General features: G+C 73.6%; 16 protein-coding genes. 3 read left to right on the top strand and 13 right to left on the bottom strand.

Going from position 1 to position 20,076, the window contains the following annotated elements; all coding sequences use genetic code 11:
- Positions 1-10 precede the first annotated feature (10 nt).
- From atpE to glyA, 5 genes are all read right to left on the bottom strand, one after another.
- Complete coding sequence (gene atpE, locus ACGFIR_RS20250; protein ID WP_088998660.1) at positions 11-238, bottom strand: ATP synthase F0 subunit C; 228 nt, start codon at positions 236-238, stop codon at positions 11-13.
- Between the two features lie 93 nt (positions 239-331).
- Positions 332-1,153 carry a F0F1 ATP synthase subunit A gene (atpB, locus tag ACGFIR_RS20245; RefSeq protein ID WP_392999009.1) on the bottom strand — a complete coding sequence of 274 codons (822 nt, stop codon included), beginning with the start codon at positions 1,151-1,153 and terminating at the stop codon, positions 332-334.
- The gene (locus tag ACGFIR_RS20240) at positions 1,154-1,375 is read right to left on the bottom strand and encodes a hypothetical protein (protein ID WP_088998658.1); all 222 of its coding nucleotides are present in this window, start codon (positions 1,373-1,375) and stop codon (positions 1,154-1,156) included. It abuts the gene before it with no gap.
- Positions 1,376-1,541: 166 nt separating this feature from the next.
- Positions 1,542-1,973, bottom strand: a complete 432-nt coding sequence (locus ACGFIR_RS20235; protein WP_393146442.1) for a hypothetical protein — start codon at positions 1,971-1,973, stop codon at positions 1,542-1,544.
- On the bottom strand, positions 1,970-3,256 hold the full coding sequence (gene glyA / locus ACGFIR_RS20230; RefSeq protein ID WP_393146440.1) for a serine hydroxymethyltransferase: 1,287 nt from the start codon (positions 3,254-3,256) through the stop codon (positions 1,970-1,972). The genes ACGFIR_RS20235 and glyA overlap by 4 nt, the downstream gene beginning before the upstream one ends.
- A 35-nt stretch (positions 3,257-3,291) precedes the next feature.
- Here glyA and ACGFIR_RS20225 point away from each other — a divergent pair, with 35 nt between their 5' ends.
- Positions 3,292-4,785 carry an SDR family oxidoreductase gene (locus ACGFIR_RS20225; RefSeq protein ID WP_393146438.1) on the top strand — a complete coding sequence of 498 codons (1,494 nt, stop codon included), beginning with the start codon at positions 3,292-3,294 and terminating at the stop codon, positions 4,783-4,785.
- Positions 4,786-4,935: 150 nt separating this feature from the next.
- Here ACGFIR_RS20225 and ACGFIR_RS20220 read toward each other — a convergent pair whose 3' ends face one another.
- The 4 genes from ACGFIR_RS20220 to prmC all read right to left on the bottom strand — a co-directional run bounded on the left by ACGFIR_RS20220 (position 4,936) and on the right by prmC (position 9,358).
- On the bottom strand, positions 4,936-7,047 hold the full coding sequence (locus ACGFIR_RS20220) for a transglycosylase domain-containing protein (RefSeq protein ID WP_393146436.1): 2,112 nt from the start codon (positions 7,045-7,047) through the stop codon (positions 4,936-4,938).
- A gap of 116 nt (positions 7,048-7,163) precedes the next feature.
- On the bottom strand, positions 7,164-7,775 hold the full coding sequence (locus ACGFIR_RS20215) for a phosphotyrosine protein phosphatase (RefSeq protein ID WP_392998999.1): 612 nt from the start codon (positions 7,773-7,775) through the stop codon (positions 7,164-7,166).
- Complete coding sequence (locus tag ACGFIR_RS20210) at positions 7,776-8,420, bottom strand: L-threonylcarbamoyladenylate synthase (RefSeq protein WP_392999440.1); 645 nt, start codon at positions 8,418-8,420, stop codon at positions 7,776-7,778.
- The gene (gene prmC, locus ACGFIR_RS20205; RefSeq protein WP_392999438.1) at positions 8,420-9,358 is read right to left on the bottom strand and encodes a peptide chain release factor N(5)-glutamine methyltransferase; all 939 of its coding nucleotides are present in this window, start codon (positions 9,356-9,358) and stop codon (positions 8,420-8,422) included. Before prmC ends, ACGFIR_RS20210 begins: the two co-directional genes overlap by 1 nt.
- Before the next feature lie 81 nt (positions 9,359-9,439).
- Here prmC and ACGFIR_RS20200 point away from each other — a divergent pair, with 81 nt between their 5' ends.
- Positions 9,440-10,990 (top strand): GGDEF domain-containing protein, encoded by a 1,551-nt coding sequence (locus ACGFIR_RS20200; protein ID WP_392999436.1) that lies wholly within the window; start codon positions 9,440-9,442, stop codon positions 10,988-10,990.
- A gap of 12 nt (positions 10,991-11,002) precedes the next feature.
- Here the strand turns inward: ACGFIR_RS20200 and prfA are convergent, their stop codons facing one another.
- Positions 11,003-12,091 (bottom strand): peptide chain release factor 1, encoded by a 1,089-nt coding sequence (prfA, locus tag ACGFIR_RS20195; RefSeq protein WP_392998997.1) that lies wholly within the window; start codon positions 12,089-12,091, stop codon positions 11,003-11,005.
- Between the two features lie 97 nt (positions 12,092-12,188).
- A complete protein-coding gene (gene rpmE / locus ACGFIR_RS20190; protein ID WP_088998650.1) occupies positions 12,189-12,413 on the bottom strand; it encodes a 50S ribosomal protein L31 in 225 nt (74 codons plus the stop codon).
- A gap of 300 nt (positions 12,414-12,713) precedes the next feature.
- Here rpmE and ACGFIR_RS20185 point away from each other — a divergent pair, with 300 nt between their 5' ends.
- A complete protein-coding gene (locus ACGFIR_RS20185; protein WP_393146434.1) occupies positions 12,714-13,610 on the top strand; it encodes an AAA family ATPase in 897 nt (298 codons plus the stop codon).
- 82 nt (positions 13,611-13,692) lie between these two features.
- On the opposite strand, the gene ACGFIR_RS20180 is transcribed toward ACGFIR_RS20185, so the two are convergent.
- Both ACGFIR_RS20180 and rho read right to left on the bottom strand, forming a co-directional pair.
- Complete coding sequence (locus ACGFIR_RS20180; protein WP_393146432.1) at positions 13,693-17,190, bottom strand: phosphodiester glycosidase family protein; 3,498 nt, start codon at positions 17,188-17,190, stop codon at positions 13,693-13,695.
- Between the two features lie 769 nt (positions 17,191-17,959).
- Positions 17,960-20,065 (bottom strand): transcription termination factor Rho, encoded by a 2,106-nt coding sequence (gene rho / locus ACGFIR_RS20175; protein ID WP_393146429.1) that lies wholly within the window; start codon positions 20,063-20,065, stop codon positions 17,960-17,962.
- Between the last annotated feature and the right edge of the window lie 11 nt (positions 20,066-20,076).

Here is a 20,076-nt window from a genome sequence, read left to right as displayed (position 1 = left end):
AGAACTCTCGTCAGCCGCCGACGGCGAAGGCGAGCACCAGGCCGAACAGCGCGAGGGCCTCGACCAGGGCGAAGCCCAGGATCAGCCAGGTGCGGTTGTAGCCGGCGGACTCCGGCTGACGCGCGCTCGACTGGATGTAGGCCGCGAAGACCAGGGCGACACCGATACCGGGGCCGATGGCGGCGAGGCCGTAGCCGATGGTGTTGACGCTACCGCCGATCTCGGCAAGAACAGTCATTGCGGGTATTCCTCCTGTTCGACGCGTGAGGACTCACGCGTACGCGGGTCGGTACCAGAAGCTTGGTCGGACCGGGTGGCCCGCCGAGCCCGATCAGTGCTCGTCGGCGAGCGAACTTCCGATGTAGTTCGCGCTCAGCGTGACGAAGACGTAGGCCTGCAGGACGGCGACCAGCACCTCGAAGAAGGCCATCACGATCGCCATCAGGAAGGAGAAGACCGAGGTCACCTGGATGAACAGGCTGCTCGAGTTGAGCATCACGAAGCCGCCGATGGTGAAGACCAGCAGCAGCAGGTGGCCGGCGAACAGGTTGGCGAAGAGCCGCAGCGCCAGCGTGACGGGCCGGACGATGAACGTCTGCATGAACTCGATCGGGATCAGCAGAATGTGCATGGGCCACGGCACGTTCGGGATGATCAGGCTCATCTTGAGGTACTTGCCGAGGCCGTGCTTGCGGGCGCCGATGTAGAGGTACATCACGTAGGAGATCGCCGCGAGGACGATCGGGAAGGCGATGTGCGAGTTCGGCGAGATCTGCAACCCGGGCACGATGGCGAAGAGGTTGGTCAGCACGATGAAGCTGAACAGCACCGTGAAGTAGGGCGCGAAGCGGATGCCGGCGTTGCCCATCTGCTCGCGGGCGATGTTGTCCCGGACCAGGCCGTAGACCGACTCCGCGTACCACTGGGCCTTGCTGGGGACCAGCTTGGGCTTCCGGTAGGCCAGCATGAAGAAGATGATCAGCAGCGCCACCGCGAGCCAGACCATGATCCCGAACTTGGTGACCCAGGGGCCAGCCACGTCCGGCGGGTAGAAATCTCCGACGCTGGGGGGCCAGGGAAGCCCCTCTGCGGCGACGAGCTGTCCACTCACCGTGTCATCCTCCGCACTCGACAGACCCGCGCGTGCTGGCACTCAAGCACTGAGCCTCTTCATGATCAGGTAAATCGCTCCGGCCGCGCCGAAGATCATGCCGAGGGCGACCCCGACACCGGTTCGCAGATCGAGGAGTCGCTCCGCCAACCATCCGAGGAAACCCCACACCACGATGCCGGCGAGTAGGTAGCCCAGGACGGCCCCTGCCGCGCCTTCCGACGATGGGTCGTCGGACCTGCGGGGGTGTGGGTCTTCGGCCATGACGTGGCGAACAATATCAGCAGGGACGCGCGGGAGTGTGCGGCACCCCCCACACTGCATCGCAGCGTGCGGGCCGTGGGTGCGGGCGCGAAAGTCGTTGGTCAGGTTACTCCCGTGCGGCCCGCCACGGCAGCCCGAAATGCCGGGCGTGAATCCGACAGCTCGCTCACTCACCACGTCGATGGAAGGTGGGCAGGGGCGAACGCAGGGCCCACGCCAGGTGGGCCCCCGTCCAGACCACCACGGCGGCGATGATCGCGACCCCCATGTCCGGCAGGCCGGGCCAGCCGGTCGCCGCCACGGCGGCCATCGCCACGCCGAGCACCACGATCTTCGTGGCGTAGGTGACCAGTCCCACCGACATGATCATCCGCGGGTTGACGGCGTCGGCCCAGGCCACCGAGACGCCGGAGACCAGGTAGCTGACGATGACCAGCGCGATGCCGGCGGCCACGCCGGCCGCGCCGGTGGCCCCGCGCAGCACCGCCGCGACCGGCACCGCGACCAGCGCGAGCACCGCGCACGCCAGCAGCGGCAGGCGCAGGTGCGGCAGCCGGGACCGGATGGCGCCCGGCTCGCCCGCGCGCGGCTCGCTCATCGGGGGTACGCCGGGAAGGCGGCGACCAGCTCGGCGACCTCGCCCGCGATCCCGGCGAGGGTGTCGGCGCCCCCCGGGGCGGCCGGATCGGCGCGTACGGCGCGGGCGATCAGCGAGGCGACCTGGCGCATCTCCGGCTCGCGCATGCCCTGCGTGGTCACGCTCGGGGTGCCGACCCGGATGCCCGAGGCCACCATCGGCTTCTGCGGGTCGTACGGGATGGCGTTCTTGTTCAGGGTGATGGTGGCGGCGTCGCAGCGCGCCTCGGCGTCCGCGCCGCTCACCCCGACCTCGCGCAGGTCGAGCAGGGCGAGGTGGGTGTCGGTGCCCCCGGAGACGGGACGCATCCCCTCGTCGGCCAGCCCGGCGGCGAGCGCCCGCGCGTTGGCCACCACCCGCTCGGCGTACGTCCGGAACTCGGGCTGGGCGGCCTCGCGCAGCGCGACCGCCTTGGCGGCGACGACGTGCATCAGCGGGCCGCCCTGCGTGAACGGGAAGACCGCCTTGTCGACGCGCTGGGCGAGCGACTCCCGGCAGAGGATCATGCCGCCGCGCGGCCCGCGCAGCACCTTGTGCGTGGTGAAGCAGACGACGTCGGCGTGCGGCACCGGCGACGGCACGGCCTTCCCCGCGACCAGCCCGATGAAGTGCGCGGCGTCGACCATCAGGTACGCCCCGACCTCGTCGGCGATCTCGCGGAACCGCGCGAAGTCGATCAGACGCGGGTACGCGGTCGCCCCGCAGATGATCATCTTGGGCCGGTGGGCGAGGGCGAGATCCCGCACCTCGTCGTAGTCGATCAGCTCGGTGTCCGGCCGGACGGTGTAGCCGACGGTGTGGAACCACCTGCCGGAGAAGTTCACCCGGCTGCCGTGGGTGAGGTGGCCGCCGTGCGGCAGGTCCATGGCGAGCACCGTGTCCCCCGGCTGGACCAGCGCGGCGTACGCGGCCAGGTTGGCGCTCGCGCCCGAGTGCGGCTGGAGGTTGGCGTGCTCGGCGCCGAACAGCTCCTTCGCCCGCGCGATGCCGATCTCCTCGGCCCGGTCGACCTCGGCACAGCCGCCGTAGTAGCGCCGGCCCGGGTAGCCCTCGGCGTACTTGTTGGTCAGCGTCGAGCCGAGCGCGGCCAGCACCGCCGGCGAGGTGAGGTTCTCGCTCGCGATCAGTTGCAGTCCGCCCCGGAGCCGGTCCAGCTCGCCGAGCACCACCCCGGCGATCTCCGGGTCGGTCGCACGGAGCTGGTCGAAGTCCGGCCCCCAGAAGGTGCTCGTCTCAGTAGCCACAGCGCCAAAGTCTATTGGGCCGCACACTGGAGGCCGTGAGATGCCTGGTCACCGGAGCGACGGGTTACATCGGCGGGCGGCTCGCGCCCCGGCTGCTGGCCGAGGGGCACCAGGTGCGCTGCCTGGCCCGCCACGCGGGCCGGCTGCGGGACGTGCCGTGGGCCGCGCGGGCCGAGATCGCCGAGGGCGACCTGCGCCGGCCGGAGACCCTGCCGGCCGCGTTCGCCGGCGTGGACGTCGCGTACTACCTGGTGCACTCGCTCGGCCAGGCCGGTTTCGAGGCCGCCGACCGGGAGGCTGCCATCCGGTTCGCCGACGCCGCGCGGGCCGCCGGCGTACGCCGGATCGTCTACCTCGGCGGACCGGAGCCGGCGGCGGACCGGCAGGTCCCGTCGGCGCACCTGCGCTCGCGGGCCGAGGTGGGGCGGATCCTGCTCGACAGCGGGGTGCCGACGGCCGTGCTGCGGGCCGCGGTGATCATCGGCTCCGGGTCCGCCTCGTTCGAGATGCTGCGCTACCTGACCGAGCGGCTGCCGGCCATGGTCACCCCGCGCTGGGTACGCAACCGGATCCAGCCGATCGCCGTCCGGGACGTGCTGCGCTACCTGGTCGGCTGCGCGAGCCTGCCGCCGGAGGTCAACCGCGCCTTCGACGTCGGCGGGCCGGACGTGCTCACCTTCGAGGACATGATGCAGCGGTACGCGCGGGTGGCCGGGCTGCGCCGACGCGTCGTCCTGCCGGTACGACCGCTGACACCGTCGCTCTCCTCGTACTGGGTGGGGCTCGTCACGCCGGTGCCGAACGCGATCGCCCGGCCCCTGGTGGAAAGCCTGGTCCACGAGGCCGTCGCCCACGAGCACGACATCGCGGAGTACGTCCCCGACCCGCCCGACGGGCTGACCGGCTTCGACGAGGCGGTCGCGGCGGCCCTGACGAAGGTCCGCGACGGCGAGGTGGAGACGCGCTGGTCGAACGCGAGCGGCCCCGACGCGCCCGCCGAGCCGCTGCCCAGCGACCCTCGGTGGTCCGGCGGGACCGCCTACACCGACGTACGCGAGCGGGCGGTGCACGCCCCGCCGGAGGAGCTGTGGCGGGTCGTCGAGGGCGTCGGCGGCGAACACGGCTGGTACTCGTTCCCGCTGGCCTGGTCGGCGCGGGGCTGGCTGGACCGGCTGATCGGCGGGGTGGGGCTGCGCCGGGGCCGGCGCGACCCGCACCGCCTCCAGGTCGGCGAGGCGCTGGACTTCTGGCGGGTCGAGGAGATCGTGCCCGGCGAACTGCTGCGGCTGCGCGCCGAGATGCGGCTGCCGGGCCGTGCCTGGCTGGAGATGCGCGTGGTCCGGGTGGACGGGGAGCGCAGCCGCTACCAGCAGCGGGCGGTGTTCCTGCCCCGCGGGCTGTCCGGGCACGCGTACTGGGGCGGGGTGGCGCCCTTCCACGCGGTGGTGTTCGGCGGGATGGCCCGCAACATCGCCCGCCAGGCCGAGCAGGCCGCCCGCCGGCCCGCCACCCCGGCCCCGCGCCGCTGAGCCGGCCCGCTCCGGCAGCCGGCCCGGTTCACCTGCCGGGGGTTCAGCCGCCGGCCCTACTCACTCGCCGGGACCGGCTCCCGGTAGCCGGGCCGGCTCCGGTTGCCGGCCGATTTCAGTTGCCGGCCGGGTTCGGTTGCCGGGCCGGGTTCAGTTGCCGGTCCGGGTGCCGCTGAACCGGAAGGCCGTGGTCTCGCTGGGCGGCACGAAGTCGCGCACCGGCTCGTCGCGCAGCGCGAAGGCGAGCACCTCACCCACCGCCTCGACCAGCTTCCCCTGCACCCGCTGGCCGACCGCGTCACGCGGATCGTCGGGGTTGGCGGCGATCGAGGCGACCGCCAGCTGCGGGGTGAAGGCGACCACGGTCTCCGTCGCGTACCCGTCCGAGCTGCCCGTCTTGCCCGCCACCGGCCGGCCCACCTGCCGGCGCAGCCCCTCGGCGGTGCCGCGGTCGCACTCCCGGTACATCGACTGGTCGCCGACGGGGCAGCGGGCCGCGTCGGCCGCCGCCCGGGCCACGTCCACGTCCACCGCCTGCCGGCAGTCCGGCCGCCCGGCGGCCACCGGACGGTCGGCCGCGTCGGTGATCGACACGACCGGCAGCGGCGCGCACCACGATCCCTCGGCCGCCACGGCGGCGTACGCGCCGGCCAGGTCGAGCGGGGTCGTGGCGGAGACGCCGAGGGTGAACGGCCCCCACTCGCGTGCGCCGTGGCGGGCCAGCTGCGCGTCGTCCTGGGAGCGGAAGACGATGCCGAGCCGCTCGGCCATCTCCACCACCCGGTCCGCGCCGACCCGCTCGGTCAGCCAGGCGAAGTACGTGTTGACCGACTCGCCGAAGGCGGTCCACATGGTGTGCTCGCCGTCCATCGACTCGCTGGCGTTCCTCGGGCACCAGTACCCGTCGCAGCTCGCCGACCCGGACGCCGAGTAGTTGGTCACGATCCGGTCCGGCGCGTCGAACTCCGTGCTCAGCGGCAGCCCGGACTCCAGTGCGGCCAGCATCGTGAAGAGCTTGAACGTGGAACCGGCCTGGTAACCCTCGATCGCCCCGCCCCCGGCGACCAGCTGGTTGACCGTGTTCGGGTGGTTCTTCTGCCCAGCGGGGTTGTCGGCCACGCCGTAGTTCCGGTTCACCGCCAACGCGAGCACCCGGCCGGTGCCGGGCTGGACCACCGCCGTCGGGGCGGCCCAGCGGTCCTCGACCGAGTAGATCCGGCGGACCTGCTCGGTGGTGGCGCGCTGCACGGCCGGGTCGAGCGAGGAGACGATGGAGAAGCCGCCCCGGCGCAGCAGGAGCTGCCGCTCGTCGACCGTCGCGCCGAACGCCGGCTGGGCGTTCCACCAACGGGTGAACCAGTCGCAGAAGAAGCCCCAGTCGCTGTGCTCCGCCGGCACCCCCGAGCAGTCGTTCGGCGTCTGGCTGGGGCGCAGCTTCAGCTGCTCGGCCTTGGCGCGCTCCGCCGCCTCGGCCGGGACCTGCCCGGACTCCACCAGCCGGTCGAGCACGTACGTCCGGCGGGCGAGCGCCGCGTCGGCGTCGCCGTTGATCGGGTCGTCGGTGTGCGGGGAGCGGACCAGACCGGCCAGCAGTGCCGCCTCGGCCAGGGTGAGCTCCGCCGGCGGCTTCGAGAAGTAGCGCCTGCTCGCGGCGGCCACCCCGTACGCGCCCGCGCCGAAGTAGGCGATGTTGAGGTAGCGGGCGAGGATCTCGTCCTTGGTCAGCTCCCGCTCCAGGGCCAGCGCGTACCGCATCTCCTGGATCTTGCGCGCGGTGGTCAGCTCGGTGGCGGCGGTGCGCTGCCGCTCGCTCAGCCGGGGGTCGTTGCTGAGCACGTTGCGGACGTACTGCATGGTCAGCGTGGACGCGCCCTGCCGGGTCTCCCCGGAGCCCTGGTTGACGGTGAAGGCCCGCACCACGCCGCGCAGGTCGACGCCGCTGTGCTCGTGGAACCGGGCGTCCTCGGCGGCGATGACCGCCTGTGCCATCACCGGCGCCACCTCGGCCAGCGGCACGTCCACCCGGTCCTCCTGGTAGAAGGAGGTGATCAGGGTGGTGCCGTCGTTGGCGTAGAGGTTCGAGCGCTGGGGTGTGGGCGGCGTGCGCAGCGTGTTCGGCAGCTCCGAGTACGGCGCGGCGAGCGTGGAGAACCCGATCCCGAAGACCAGCGCGGCCGGTAGCGCCGCGACCGCGAGCGCCAGCCCCGCCAGCACTCCGGCGAGCAGCACGGTGAACAGTTTGTCGAGGCGTGCCCGGGTCATCAGCTCTCCCCGCAGGAGCCGGTCAGGACCCACCCAGAATGACCCGAAATCTCCTCTCGACCGCCCTTTTCCCCCAAACCCGCAGGAAGCTCACGCGCGGGGGTACCTCGGGTGGGTTACGGCAGGAGCGCGGCGGCGAGGGGGTGCACGGTCTCCTCGATCTCGTCGGCGACCCGGCCGAAGCACTGGTCGCCGCGCCCCCACGGGTCGTCGAGATCGTCGGTGGGCAGCGAGGTGGTGCCCAGGCGGGCGGCGTGGGCGGCCGCCACCACGGCCACGCCGCGCGCGTACACCGCCTCGGGGGTCGCCTCGGCCGGCGGCAGCCCGGCGGCGTCCACCCCGGCGAGCAGCCGGCCGAACTCGCCCAGCACGAACGTGCGCGCCGCGGCGTCGGGGCGCAGCGCCACCACGTACTCCTGCTGGTCGGCGGTGGCGGTGAGCACGAGGTCGGCGGCGTCGATGTGGTCCGAACGCAGCTTGCGCGCGGCGAAGCCGGCCACGCTGCCGCCCCGGGAGAGCACCTGGCGCGACGCCGGCGGGTTCATCTCCTCGCCGGCGTGCCAGCCGCCGGTGCCGGCGCTGTGGCTGTGCAGCAGCTCGTCGGCACGCTCCGGGTCGACGTCGCGGCGGGCCAACCGTTCGCGGACGGCGAGGGCCAGCAGCCGCTCGGCCATCGGGGACCGGCAGATGTTGCCCATGCACACGTGCAGCACGGTGAACGGAGGCACTCAGACCCCCTGGTCGGCGAGGATGTCGGGCACCACGTCGCGGAGCTTCTCCAGCCCGACGGCGCCCTGGCGCAGGACGCGGGGCACCTCGCCGGTCAGGTCCACGATGGTGCTCGGCACCGGATCCGGGCAGGGCCCCGCCTCCAGATAGGCCCGCACCGAGTAGGCGAGCTGGTCGCGGGCCCCCTCGGCGGTGAGGGCCGCCGGCTGGCCGGTCTTGTTGGCCGAGGCGACCGTCATCGGACCCGTCTCGCGCAGCACCTCCAGCGCCACCGGGTGCAGCGGCATCCGTACCGCCACCGTCCCCGAGACGTCGCCGATGTCCCAGCGCAGGCTGGGCGCGTGCGCCACGATGATCGTCAGCGCCCCCGGCCAGAACGCCTCGACGAGGTCCCGGGCCGTCTGGGGCAGCGAGTAGACCAGGCCGTCGAGGGCGTGCCGGGAGCCGATCAGCACGGGCGGCGGTGCCTGAGGGCCGCCCTTGGCGTCCATCAGCGCCTTGACCGCGTACGGGGTGAACGCGTCCGCCCCGATCCCGTAGACCGTGTCGGTCGGCAGCACGACCAGCTCGCCGTTCTTGACGGCTTCAATGGCGGCGGCGATGCCGCGGTCCCGGTCGGCGGGCGACCGGCAGTCGTAGAGCATCACGAGGAGTCAGTCTGCCACGTCGCGCCGGTGGCGGCGTGCCGGCCGTCCGACCGACGGGACGCGGTCGCGAAGCGGGGCCGCCCGGTCAGGTCCGGATGGTCGGCGACCGCCTCGAACCGCCCGTCCCCGGCGAGCAGGTCGGGCACCGCCGTGCCGTGCGAGTCGTCGTGCTCGATGCCGAGCACCCCGCCCGGGCGCAGCAGCGCCGCCGCCCGGGCGATCACCGGGCGGATCACCGCCAGTCCGTCCGCGCCGCCGAAGACCGCGTTCGCCGGGTCGTGCCGGCCGACCTCCGGCGGTACGGCGACGTCCGACGGCACGTACGGCGGGTTGCAGAGCAGCACGTCGACCCGGCCCACCAGGTCGGCGAGCAGGTCGGCGGCGGTGACGTCCGCCGCCACCACCTCGATCGGCCGGTCCCCCGCGGCGGCCCGGTCCGCCGCGTTGCGCCGCAGCCAGGGCAGCGCCGCCGCCGACCGTTCCACCGCGACCACCCGGGCGGCCGGCAGCTCCTGGGCGACCGAGAGGGCGATCGCCCCCGAGCCGCTGCACAGGTCCACCACCAGCCCGGCGCCCATCCGCCGACCCTGGTCGATCCCCCAGCCGGCGAGCAGCTCGGTCTCCGGCCGGGGCACGAAGACGCCCGGCCCGACGGCCAGCTCCAGGTGCCGGAAGCCGGCGCTGCCCGTGAGGTGCTGCAACGGTTCCCGTCCGGCCCGCCGCGCGACCAGCTCGTCGAACCGGGCGAGCTGCTCGGCGGTGAGGTCGTCGGCCAGCGCCAGCCGCCCCCGGGGCACCGCCAGCACGTACGCGGCCAACTGTTCCGCCTCGGCCCGCGCCGAGGCGATCCCGGCGTCGGCGAGGGTGCGGGACGCGCGGGCCAGGGCCACGGAAGGGCGTTGCCGTCTCGTCCCTTCGGACGGGTGTTGCGGCACTGTGGTCACGAGATAATCATGGGGCGTCGCGCTGGACATCACGAGCGGATGCGTCCGGACGCACACCGACAGGAGGTCGCGGTGGGTTGGCTCGACCGGGTCACCGACCAGGTTGACGCCCTGACGCGGGCGCGCACCCTCCAGGAGACCAGCCGGTCCGCCGAGGCGTACGCGATCCTCGACCGGGTCGTCGCCACCACCACCGACCCGTACGCGCGGGCCGACGCCCTGGTGCAGCGCCTCTGCGCCGTGATCAACCTGGGGCGTACGGCGGAGTACACCCGGGCCGTCGAGGAGGCCTCCACCGCCGTCCGCGACCTCGCCGAGCCCTACCTGCTCGGGCACCTCAACGCGCTGGCCGCCCTCGCCGCGCACCACCAGGGCGCGCTGGACCGCTGCGTCACCCACCTGGTGAAGGCCGCGCGGGCGCTGGGCGCCGTGGAGGACCCCGACCGCGACACCGCCTGGGGCTGGCACGACCTGGCGATGGCCTACTCGTACCTCAGCTTCCACGGCTACGCCCTCGGCGCGATCGAGCGCGCCCGGCAGCTCGGCGGCACCGCCGGCATCCCCGAGGAGACCTTCGCCGCCCCCGGCATCCGGCTGCGCAACGCCGTGGCGCTGGACCACAACGGCGACAGCGACGGCTGCCTGCGGGTGCTGCGGGACGTCGCCGCCGACCTCGACCGCTTCCTGCGCAGCGGGCGGGCCGGGAGACTGCGCCCGAGCAGCCTCGCCGCGTACGGCTACGCCGCCGCCCGGCGCTCCGCCCTCGGCGACCGGCTGGACGTCGACACGGACGCCGCCCCGGCCCGGCTGCTCGGCCACGGCGGCGACAGCGCCCGCGCCCGCGACATGCGCCAGCTCGGCCAGGTCTGCCTGGCGGTCGCCGAGGCACGGCCGATCGAGGCCGTCACCCGGCTGGACACCGTCGTGGTCTCCACCGAGACGCTGGGCGCGGCCGAACCGGCCCGGCTACGCAGCATCGCCCTGGCCCGCGCCGGCGACCACGCCGGGGCGCACCGGGCCGACCGGCTGGCGTTCCGGCTGGCCGCCCAGCGCAACGACCGGCTCCGCGACGTCTACATCGACGGCATCGCCGCCCGCATCGACCACGAGGAGATGCGCCGCGAGGCGGCCCGCTTCGAGGGCGAGGCGCTGACCGACCCGCTGACCGGGCTGCCCAACCGGCGGCGGTTGGAGCGCTACATCGCCACCGTCGTCGCCCAGGGCGACCGGGTGGTGATCGGCGTCTGCGACCTGGACGGCTTCAAGGCCGTCAACACACGGCACGGGCACCACTCCGGCGACCTGGTGCTCCAGCGCGTCGCCGGGGTGATCAACCGGGTGATGCGCCGGGGCGACTTCGTGGCCCGCTACGGCGGGGACGAGTTCGTGGTGGTGCTCCCCGGCGCCGGGATGGCCGAGGCGGCCGAGGTGGGCCGCCGGATCGACGCCGCGGTGCGCACCGAGGACTGGGAGTCGCTGGTGCCCGGCACCCCGGTCGGGGTCAGCGTCGGCTTCGCCGAGGTGGGCGCCGCCGGGCCCGGCCTGCGCGACGCCCTCGGCGCCGCCTTCGAGGCCGCCGACCGCGAGATGCTGCGCGCGAAGCACCGCCCACCCGCGTCCTGACCCCGTGCGGGGTCAGCGGCGGGTCAGCTCGGTGTCGCCGGCGAGGCGGGCGGCACGGTCGGCCTCCGCGAGGGCGTCGAGGACCCCGTCCAGGTCGCCCGCGAGCGCCAGGTCCAGGTTGTACGCGGTGTAGCCGATCCGGTGGTCGGTGATCCGGTTCTGCGGGAAGTTGTAGGTGCGGATCCGCTCGGAGCGGTCCACGGTGCGCACCTGCGCCTTGCGGGCGTCCGAGGCGGCCGCGTCGGCCTGCTCCTGGGCCGCCGCCAGCAGTCGGGCACGCAGGATCCGCATCGCCTGCTCCCGGTTCTGCAACTGGGACTTCTCGTTCTGGCAGGAGACCACGATGCCGGTCGGTACGTGCGTGATGCGTACCGCCGAGTCGGTGGTGTTGACCGACTGCCCACCCGGCCCCGACGAGCGGAACACGTCGATCCGCAGCTCGTTCTGGTCGATGGTGACGTCGACGTCCTCGGCCTCGGGCAGCACCAGCACGCCGGCGGCGCTCGTGTGGATGCGGCCCTGCGACTCGGTGACCGGTACGCGCTGCACCCGGTGCACGCCGCCCTCCCACTTGAGCCGCGACCAGACGCCGTTGCCGCCCTCCGGCACGCCCTTGGCCTTGATCGCCAGCGAGACGTCCTTCACCCCGCCCAGGTCCGAGTCCTGGGCGTCGAGCACCTCCGTGAGCCAGCCGCGCCGCTCGGCGTAGCGGGTGTACATCCGCAGCAGGTCACCGGCGAACAGGGCGGACTCCTCGCCGCCCTCACCCGCCTTGATCTCGACGATCACGTCCTTGGCGTCGTGCGGGTCGCGCGGGATCAGCAGCTCCGCCAGCCGCTGCTCCAGCGCCGGCAGCGCCCCCGCGATCGACTCCGCCTCGGCGGCGAAGGACGCGTCCTCGGCGGCCAACTCCCGGGCGGCGGCGAGGTCGGCGCGGGCCTGCTCCAGCTCCCCGGCCGCCTTGTGCAGCGGAACCAGCTCGGCGTACCGGCGGCCGACCCGGCGGGCGGTGCCCTGGTCGGCGTGGATGGCCGGATCCGCCAGCCGCTTCTCCAACTCGGCGTACTCGTCGAGGAGGGCGGCCAGACGCTCGCTGCTCATGCGGGGGAGGCTCCTTCGGCGACGAGGGCGGTGTCAGGGGCAACACGGACGGCGCCCGCGCCCGGCACGAAACCGGACGCGGGCGCCGAACGAGGAGCTACTTGGCCTTCTTCGCCTGAACCTTGGCGTACTTCTGCTGGAACTTCGCCACCCGGCCCGCGGTGTCCAGGACGCGCTGCTTGCCGGTGTAGAACGGGTGGCAGGCGCTGCAGGTCTCGACGTGGATCGAGCCACCCTTGGCGGTGCTGCGGGTGGTGAACGTGTTGCCGCAGGAGCAGCTGACCTCGGTGGTCACGTACTCCGGGTGGATGTTGGACTTCATCTCGCCTCGGTCCTCTCGTGGGTGGTCGCCGGGTCGCCGTCGGTGTCCGTCGCGGGTACGACGGGCTCGGGCGTGAACCGGAACCGGTGGCCGATTGACCAGTGTGCCATGGGCGCGCGCCGCCCCGGCAGTCGGGCCGCACGGCTGGTCCGGCATCGACAACGCGCGCCGTACCTGCCGCATTCCCGGCCCGCCGCCGGGCATTCACCCCGGTACGGCCGCCGCCCGGTCGTGCCCCGCGCGTGGCACGGTGCCGGAGGCGACGGGGAACGCTGAGGACGTAACGACACGGAGGAGCCGATGGCCCGCCTGATCGCCACCCGGGGACTGCCCGCCTCCGGCAAGACCACGTTCGCCCGTACGCTCCAGCCGTCCGTGGTCCGGGTCAACCGGGACGACCTGCGCCGGATGCTGCACGGCGAGCGGCTGTTCACCCAGCGGGCGGAGTGGCAGGTCACCGTCGTGCAGCGGGCCCAGGTCGAGGCGCTGCTGCGGGCCCGGGCCGACGTCTGCGTCGACGACACCAACCTGCGGTCGCGGACCCTGCGCGACTGGGCCGACCTGGCCGCCCGGCACGGTGCCGAGTTCGAGGTGCACGACTTCACCGACGTGCCGCTGGCGGAGTGCCTGCGCCGCGACGCCGCCCGCCCCGAGGCCGACCGGGTCGGCGAGGCGTGGATCCGCCGGCTGCACGAGCGCTACCTCGAGGGTCGTACGCTGCCGCTGCCCGTGCCGCAGGCCCGGCCGGGGCGGCCCGCCACGGTGCACGCCCCGTCGGCCGAGCCGCCGGAGATCGTCCTGGTCGACATCGACGGCACGGTCGCGCTGACCGTCTCGCGCAGCCCGTACGACATGACCCGAGTCGCCGAGGACGAGCCGAACCCGGCGGTGATCGCGGCGGTCCGGGCGATGCACGCCGCCGGGTACGGGGTGGTGTTCTGCTCGGGCCGGGACGCCACCGCCCGCGCCGCCACCGAGGCGTGGCTGGCCCGGCACGTCCGGATCCCCTACCTCGGCCTGCACCTGCGCGCCGTCGGCGACAGCCGGAAGGACTCCGTGGTCAAGCGGGAGATCTACGAACGCGAGATCGCCGGCCGCTACCGGGTGGTCGGCGTCTTCGACGACCGGCAGCAGGTGGTGCGGATGTGGCGCGCCCTCGGCCTCACCGTCTTCCAGGTCGCCGAGGGCGACTTCTGAGGTCGGCACCGGTCGACCCGGTCGGCACCGCTCACCACCGAGGCCCGCACCGGCAACCGGTACGGGCCTCGGGGCGGCGGTGTCAGGCGGCGGGAGCCGCGGCGGCTGCCGCCAGGGTGACCGTCGCCTCGGCGTGCGCGCCGTTGACCGCCACGGCCAGCTTGACCTGCGCGCCGGAACGCAGGGCGGTGAGCTTGCCGGTGGCCGGGTCGAAGTAGGCCACGTGCCAGGGCCGCAGCCCGAGGATCGAGCCGACGTGCACGTTCGGCGAGGCGGACCAGTCCGCGCTCACCGGCGCCGCCACCGGCACCGTACGCCCGCCGGGCTGGGTCACCGCGGCGGCGACCGTCGCCGGGGCGCCGACCGCGACGCTGGCCGGGGCGGTCAGCGTGAGCGCGTCGACGTGCGCGTGGGTCTCGGCGGCGACCCAGCGCGGGCCCTCGACGAAGGGGTTGATGCGGGCCAGCTCCGCCTCGGCCGAGGTCACCGGGTCCACCCCGAACTCCGTCCACCCGGTGAAGCCGCCCTGGTCGGCGGGGGTGGAGGGGTTCTTGCCCGCGTTGCCGTTGATCAGGTACGGCACCCCGTCGACCCGGTCGGCGTGGAAGGTGCCGACGTGCCCGCCGACGAAGGCCGCGCCCTTGCCGGTGCGGTGCTGGAAGTCGGCCAGCCACTGCTCCAGCAGCGCCGCCTCCTTCCGGTCACCGAGCTGGCTGGCCTTGGCCGGGCTCGGGTCGCGCGGCGGGTGGTGGTGCAGCACGACCACCGAGCCGACGGCCGGGTCGCCGGCCGCCGAGTCGAGCGCCTCGCGCAGCATCCGCACCTGGTCGAAGCCGCCGCCGCGCAGGGAGCCGGTCGACGAGTTCAGCGTGACGAACCGGGTGCCCCTGTGGTCGAAGGTCCGCTCGGTGGCGCCGAAGGCGGCCCGGAAGTTGGCGATCGGGGCGCCCATGATCTCGTGGTTGCCGGGCACGTAGTAGTAGGGCAGGTCCCCGCCCAACTCCTCGTCCAGGATCCGCTTGGCCAGCGCGAAGTCGGCCGGGTACGCGGTGTCCACGAAGTCGCCGTTGATCACCAGGAAGTCCGGCTTCGCGGCCTTGACCTCGCGGAGCGTACGGCGGGCCTGGGCGACCAGGTCACTGTCCGGGTTCGCCGCGACAAACTGCGCGTCGGACATGACGGCGAAGCGCCAGGGCGCACCGTCCACCGTGCCGTCGCGCAGCACCACCCGGTCGGTACGCGGCTTCTCGGCCGGCACGTCGACCGTCGGCGGCACCTTCGCCACCAGGTCGTCGATGACCACCTCGCTGCGGTACTGGGCGGCGGCGTTGGTCTCCGCCACGTAGAACCGGCGGATCCGCACCGGGTACTGCACCCCGGCGGGCACGGCCAACTCGACGTACTTCCAGCCCGTCCAGGTGATCAGCGGGCCGCGCAGGACGTGCTGGGTGTCCTGCGCGTCGTGCAGGTGCAGGCTGGGCCACTCCCCCGTGCCGTTGCCGTGGATCCACATGCCGAACGCCTGCGGCTGGCCGGGCACCTCGATCCAGGCGGGCGGGTCCGCGTACGCGGCCCGGGTGCCGGTGGACTGGCTGAAGTCGTACGTCATCTTCAGGCCCGTGCCGGTGCGGCCCGGCGCGGGCGCGACGGCGCCGCTGGCGCGTGCCTGGCTGAACTTCCAGGCCGCCGCGTCGTCGAAGGTGGCCACCGGCACGTCGGTCAGCCCGACGGTGACCGGCAGGACGGTGCTGTTCAGGCCGACGTGGACGGTGACCAGCGCCGAGCCGGTGTCCCGCAGCGCGGTGACGGCGAGGTTGCCGTCGGCCGTCGGGGCGATCTTCAGCAGGTCCTTGTCGTAGTCGAGCTTCAGGTCGTCCGGCTCGATGGGGGCGGTGTTGCCCTCGGCGTCGTAGCCGACCACGCCGAACAGCGCGCTGCCCTGCGCGCCCGTCAGGCCGACCCTGTCCACCGTGGAGTCGATGCGGGCCAGCGGCCCCAGCACGGTCAGGTCGAGGGTGCCACGGGCCTCGTCCCGCGAGGCGGTGACCGTGGTCTTCCCGGGCAACAGGGCGCGGAAGCGGCCCTTGCTGTCGACGACGCCGTGCACCGCCGGGTTGGCCCGCCACGTCGGCGCGCCGGCCGCCGGGCCGTACGTCTCGTCGTAGCCGGCGGCGGTGAGCCGCCGGGTCAGGCCGGGGAAGACGCGGTCGGGACGGCCGCCGCGTACCGGCGCGACGCCGGGGGCGGTGGTCGGGTCGCTGGCGGTCTCCAGCCAGTACCCGGCGAGCCGGCCGCTGCCCTCGGGCGCGAAGATGGCCAGGCCGTTGGGCACGGCGCGCTCGCTGCCGTCGGACGGGCTGTTCTCCACCTGCACGGCCGCCGCGCCCGGCTCCCGGGCGAGCAGCGTCGAGGAGCCGCCGCCGTCGAGGTTGAGCGCGTGGTGCGCGCCGAGTTCGGCCATCATGCGACCCATCTCGGTCAGGGTGACGCCACGGCTGTCGACCTGCCGGCCGTCCACCGTCAACATGATCATCCGGCGGCCGTCGGCGGAGAAGCCGACCGCCGTGCGCGGGGCCAGCGACGGGTCGGCGATGCTCTGCACCACGCCGTCGCGGACCAGCACGTGGCTGCCGCCGATCGCCGCGTGCAGCGCGCTGCCGTCGGCCGGCTTGGGCTGGTAGGCGACCGTCACGGAGTCGCCGGGGCGCAGACCGGCGAGGGCGTCCGCACCGGCGTCGCGACCGAGCAGCACGGTGGTGCCGGCCGGGATCGGCCCGCTTCCGGCCGTGCCGCCGACGGTGGCGACGCGGCCGTCGACCACCGTGACCTCCGTGACGCGGTTGGCGCCGGTGACCGCGCGCTCCCGGGTGTACGACCCCCAGAGCGCGGTGAACACACCGATGCCGTTCGCCTGGATCATGTTGTTGAACTGGGTCAACGTCACCGGACCGGTGGGCAGCGTCGCGGTGCCGTCGAAGTTCACCTCGATGACCCGGCCGAGCCCCTCGGTGGTGATCGCGACGGCGTTGCGGTGCCCGCTGACCGCGGACTGGACCAGCTGGCCGTTGCGGATGCCCACACCCTGGGCGGCGCCGGAGTTGTTGATGTCGAAGAAGTCGCCGTTCACGGCGGCGACCGCCCGAGCGGCGTCGACGGCCCCGCGCAACGGTTCCGCCCGGCTGACCGCGCCGGAGTTGACGTAGTCCACGGTGAGCCCGCCGGCGAGGTCGGCGGTGAGCGCGTCCGCGCGCAGCCACCCGTCGGCGTCGTACCGGTCGAAGGAGGTCAGTTCGAGGCCCGGGGCGACCGGGCGGGTGGTCTTCGCGGTCTCCAGCCCGCCGGCCGGCTCCACGCCGGTAGCGGCCGTGGCGGCGGACGTGCTCGCGGCCGGGTCGCCGGCGAGCGTCACGGAGCCCGTGGAGTACGAGGAGGCACGGGGTGCGTCCTCGGCGGCGGTCAGGGAGGGGTCGGTGGCCGGGGCGGGCGCACCGGCGGTCGCCGGCAAGGTGCCGGCCATGGTGAGCAGCGGCGTCAGCAGCAGGACGCCTGCGAGCCGGGCGGATCGTCTGCGGGTACGCATGGGCGACAGTCAACCGGACGGTGAATAGAAGTTTCAATAGCTGCCGGCCAAAGCGAAGGAAAACTCCGCCCGTTCCCCGCCCCGCACCGATGCGGGCTCGCGCCGACGGGTGCCCCCGTTCGGGATTCGCGGCGGGCGCGCCGGGCTCCACGTCGGGATACACGCCGGGCTCCGTGTCGGGTTTCGCGCCGCATCCAGGCGCCACCCGCATCTACACACGGTTACGGCGCCCGTGTGTCGCCGACCTACCCCATCTCCTCGCTCCGTCCCCTTTGCTCTGCAGCCATATCCGCAACGGACACGTTGGGTAAGTGGTGCGCACGTGGCTGCAGAGCAAAGGGCGCCGGGGGGAACTGGGCGGCGGGATCAGGCCCCACGAAGAAATGCCTGTTCAGAAAGCTTCGGTAGCGACGAGATCGACAGAGGGACCTTGCGCGCGCCCGAATCACGTCACGAAGAGTGACATCGGAGGCGTAGCGAACATCGGTGACACACCGTAGCCGGTTGCGCGGGACAGGGAGGCGGGCTCGGCACAACGGCGCGGAATGAGCCGGCGGCGCGAAGTGAGCCGGCGACGTGGATGTGCCGGCGGAGCGAAACGGGCTGGCGGCGCACCATGGGCCGGCGACATGGAAGGTGCCCGCGACGCGGGACGTGCCCGGATGGTGGAGGTCGGTCGGCCCCAGCGCATCGCCAGAGCGGGGTCGGAGAAGCGGGAAGGGCACGACCGCGTGGCCGTGCCCTTCCCGATCGTCTCACCCGGCGGAGGTCACTCCCCCGGCGTCGACTTGGCGATCTGCATCAGGAACTCGATGTTGGTGCGGGTCTGCTTGAGCTTGTCCAGCAGCAGGTCCAGCGCCGCCTGCGAGTCCAGCGAGTGCAGGACCTTCCGGAGCTTGTGGATGATGGCCAGCTCCTCCGGCGCGAGCAGGATCTCCTCCTTGCGCGTGCCGGACGGGTGGATGTCGATGGCCGGGAAGATGCGCTTGTCAGCGATCTTCCGGTCCAGCTTCAGCTCCGCGTTGCCGGTGCCCTTGAACTCCTCGAAGATGACCGTGTCCGCCATGGATCCGGTCTCCACCAGCGCGGTGGCGAGGATGGTCAGCGAGCCGCCGTTCTCGATGTTGCGGGCCGCGCCCAGGAAGCGCTTCGGCGGGTAGAGCGCGGTGGAGTCGATACCACCCGACATGATCCGGCCGCTGGCCGGCGCCGCCAGGTTGTACGACCGACCGAGGCGGGTCACCGAGTCGAGCAGTACGACCACGTCGTGGCCCAGCTCGACCAGGCGCTTCGCCCGCTCGATCGCCAGCTCGGCCACGGTGGTGTGGTCCTGCGGCGGACGGTCGAACGTCGCCGCGATGACCTCACCCTTCACCGACCGCTGCATGTCGGTGACCTCTTCGGGCCGCTCGTCGACCAGCACCACCATCAGGTGGCACTCCGGGTTGTTGTGCGTGATCGCGTTCGCGATGGCCTGGAGCACCATCGTCTTACCCGCCTTCGGCGGCGACACGATCAGCGCGCGCTGGCCCTTGCCGAGCGGCATGACCAGGTCGATGACCCGGGTGGTGAGGATGTGCGGCTCGGTCTCCAGCCGCAGCCGCTCCTGCGGATAGAGCGGCGTGAGCTTGTAGAACTCCGGCCGGCGCTTCGCCTCGTCCGGCTCCATCCCGTTGATGGTGTCCAGCCGCACCAGCGGGTTGTACTTGTCCCGCCGCTGCTCGCCGTCGCGCGAGGCGCGCACCGCACCGGTGATGGCGTCGCCGCGCCGCAGACCGTACTTCTTGATCTGGGACATGGAGACGTAGACGTCGTTCGGGCCGGCCAGGTAGCCGGTGGTCCGGACGAACGCGTAGTTGTCGAGCACGTCGATGATGCCGGCCACGGGGACGAGCACGTCGTCCTCGCCGACCTGCGGCTCGCGCCCGCCGTCCCGCCCGCCGTCGCCGCCCTCGGCGCGGTCGCCGCGGCCACGGCGGCGGTCCCGGAAACGGCTGCGCCGGCCGCGCCGGCCGCCGCCCTCGTCGTCGTCACCGTCGTTGTCACGCTCGACGCGCTGGCCCCGGTCACCACGCTCGTTGCGGTCGCGGTCACCACGCTCGGCACGCTCGCCCCGCTCGTTGCGGTCGTTACGGTCGCCGCGATCGGCGCGCTCGTTGCGGTCAGCACGGTCACCCCGCTCGGCGCGGTCGCCGCGCTCGGCACGCTCGCCCCGCTCGGCACGCTCGCCCCGCTCGGCACGCTCACCGCGCTCGGCACGCTCACCGCGCTCGGCACGCTCACCGCGCTCGGCACGGTCGGCCCGCTCGGCGCGCTCGGCACGCTCAGCACGGTCGCCGCGCTCACGGCCACGGCCCTCGCCCCGGTCGGCGCGCTCGCCGGCCTCGGCCTCGCCCGTACGCGTCTCCGCCGCAGGGGCCTCCGCCGGACGGGCCTCCGCGGCCCGCGCCTCGGCGGTGGCGGCGCGGCTGCGCCTGGTCCGGGGGCGCGGCTCGGCCTCGACCGCCGCCGGCTCCGCCGGAGCCTGCTCCGCGGCGCGCCGCTCGGGCGCCTGCCGCTCCGTGGCGCCCCGGGCCTCGGCGGGCGCCTCCTCACGGGCAGGAGCGGCAGCGGCGGTGGCCGCGACCTCGGCCCGCGGTCGAGGGGTCCCGGCGGCGCCGCCGCCCTGCCGCTCGGAGATGGCGCTGATCAGCTCGCCCTTGCGCATGCGGGCCGTGCCCGAGATGCCGAGCGAGGCGGCCAGGCTCTGCAGCTCCGGCAGCAGCATCGCTGACAGGCCGGTGCCGCTACGCCGACGACGGGCAGGGGCCGCAGCGGTGGTGGCATCGCCAGCGACGTTGGAAACATCCGACGTCACGTCGGTGGTGTCGCTCAATGGATTCCTTC

Source organism: Micromonospora sp. NPDC049051 (assembly GCF_043197575.1).
In the GTDB taxonomy this organism is placed as follows: Bacteria; Actinomycetota; Actinomycetes; order Mycobacteriales; family Micromonosporaceae; genus Micromonospora.
The sequence above is the reverse complement of the archived record's forward strand: the minus strand, read 5'-3'. Positions and strand labels throughout refer to the sequence as shown.